We start from the raw sequence: 2,204 nt of genomic DNA, 5'->3' as shown, positions 1-2,204 counted from the left end.
TGGCCACCACCACCTGCTGCGGCTGATCCTGATACTTGCCAGCGCGGTCGGCGTAGGTCACTTGGCAGGGATCCCCTTCCAGAAACAGAAGCTGTACCACCCCTTCGTTAGCGTACACACGGCAGTCGGCGCTGGAGGCGTTGGAAAACTCCAGGGTGAGATAACCCCGCCATCCCGCCTCAGCGGGCGTCAGGTTGGCAATCAGGCCCACCCTGGCATAGGAAGATTTGCCAATGCAGATCACGGTAATGTTATCCGGAACTTGCAGCCGCTCCAAAGACACCCCCAACCCATAGGAGTGGGCCGGGATGATAAAGTAATCCCCCATCTCGTCGTGGTGCAGCTCCACCGCTTCCAGATTCTTGGGGTTAAACCGCTTGGGATCCACCACCGTGCCGGGCACATGGCGAAAGATCTTGAACTCCACCGGCGACAGGCGGATGTCGTAGCCGTAGGAGGACAGCCCGTAACTCAAAACAGGCCGAGACTCAACAGCGCGCACCAGCTCAGGACAGAAGGGCTCGATCATCCCTCGCCGCGCTTGCTCACAGATCCAGCGGTCGTTTTTCAACATGGCTACAGCCGGCTTCCTGGAGAGTGAGGGCACATCTGGTGGACAAGCTCCAGTCTTATTGGGACTCCGCCCCCCTGACGCGACCCGTGTTGCCTAGGTCTTTCGGAGCGGAAACTGTTTGCGCTAGCGGTGCGGAGCAACATGGGCTGCTGTAGGCATAGCACCTGTGCCGCTGACTTGAGGGGGATCCAGAGAACAGGCAACATTCCCATCGGCAGTGCGCAGCCCTGGGCCTGGGATGCCACGTAGGCGCAACTGCGTGATCAAGTCGGCCCGCTCCAGAAACGAATCTGGCATCTCCGGCCCGGTGATCACCATGTCCATGGAGATGGGGCGCTGGTCGATTAAGCTCAGCACTTCCGCTTCTGAGATCAGGCCCAACTTCACAGCCAAGCTCAGCTCATCCAACACCACCAAGTCATAGCGGCCACTCCTGACAGCCTCCTGGGTAAATTGCCACAGCTCATCCAATGCCACCCGCTCCTCAGGCTCTAGGTGAGGTGTATCGATGCACCGGTGCAGGCGACAGCGAACCCACTCCAAGGATCTGCCCAGGGAGAGACGATTTTCGGGCCCCTGATTGATCCCACCCTTGAGAAATTGCACGATCAGCACCCGCGTTCCCTGGCCTGCCAAGCGCATCGCCTGAGCCATGACGGGCGTAAACATGCCCCGGCTGGGGTGGGTGTAAAGCTGCAGGGATCCCTGGGGAACCAACTGGGCGGAGAGGGATCCATTCTGCTGAAGGAAAAGCTCGCCGGCAGCAGGGCTGGCTTGAGCCGCAGGCTGTTTGGCGCGGGCTACAGGAGCGGCATCCTTGGAGGAAGGCATAGGATTTGGAGAAGCAGTGCAAACCACGTTCTATCTCGCGAGCAGGCTAGAGAACACGGCCCTAGGTTATAGGGCCTACAAGTGGTGGAGAGCGTCGGCTATGGATTCCATGAAACACCACCTGTGCGTATCCGTCAATGAGTCGGTTCTGCTTCTAGCTGGCATACAAATCATCCCCAATAGAGTAATAGAAAATACAATCCTTGCCCATCCTAGCCTTTTGGCACAAGAGGCAATACCTGAAAAGCTTTGACAGGGGATCTCAATAAAATTTCAGGCCTAGCCCAGAAGCTTGTGTGTGGGGCTATCTCACTTGAGTATAGAGGTGCTCTATAAAAATTTGAGAAAAAGATCAATTTCTTCCAAATAAGATTAACTCTCACAAACAGGAATGCCAGTACCAGCAGCCCACCCACGAGAGAGGAGCAAGGGTCAACCTACCCCAAAAGCCTTGTCCACCAGGAGAGATAGTCATTTTTAAAATAACTATACATTTGGTCGGGAGCCGGGTAGGCCTACACATTAGCGAACATTCGTAGTAGAGAGAATTGTAACCAAAAGTCCAAGGAGTTAATTTCTAACCTCGAGAGTGAAGAAATATAAATTCGTCAATCATCTTCGTCAAAAAATGGATTATTGACAATACTTTTTTGAAAACCAGCATCTGATTTAGCAGAAGCGTAAAGAATTGCGTGCCTTTTATACTCTGAGGTCGTCTTCTTCAAGAGATCGCCTCTTTGATCATTTTTCTTACCGGTCTCAAGGCCAATGTTTTCTACTTAATTTAATCTCTATTTCT

The 2,204-nt window shown here is 53.7% G+C and carries 2 protein-coding genes; both read right to left on the bottom strand.

Features of this window, described 5'->3' with window-relative positions; all coding sequences use genetic code 11:
* Positions 1-574: dCTP deaminase (dcd, locus tag NW820_RS00240; RefSeq protein WP_414406355.1), on the bottom strand; the 574-nt coding region annotated here is incomplete at its 3' end.
* A gap of 123 nt (positions 575-697) precedes the next feature.
* Positions 698-1,405: a cob(I)yrinic acid a,c-diamide adenosyltransferase gene (locus NW820_RS00235; RefSeq protein WP_414406354.1), complete on the bottom strand. Its 708-nt coding sequence runs from the start codon at positions 1,403-1,405 to the stop codon at positions 698-700.
* Positions 1,406-2,204 lie beyond the last annotated feature (799 nt).

This window comes from Synechococcus sp. R55.7 (assembly GCF_047461955.1).
Taxonomy (GTDB): Bacteria; Cyanobacteriota; Cyanobacteriia; order Thermostichales; family Thermostichaceae; genus Thermostichus.
This window is presented reverse-complemented; position numbering and strand designations above follow the sequence as displayed.

What these genes read in the sequence shown, in the direction of transcription:
- NW820_RS00235 (WP_414406354.1), bottom strand. Translation starts at nt 1,405, where the DNA reads ATGCCTTCCTCCAAGGATGCCGCTCCTGTAGCCCGCGCCAAACAGCCT.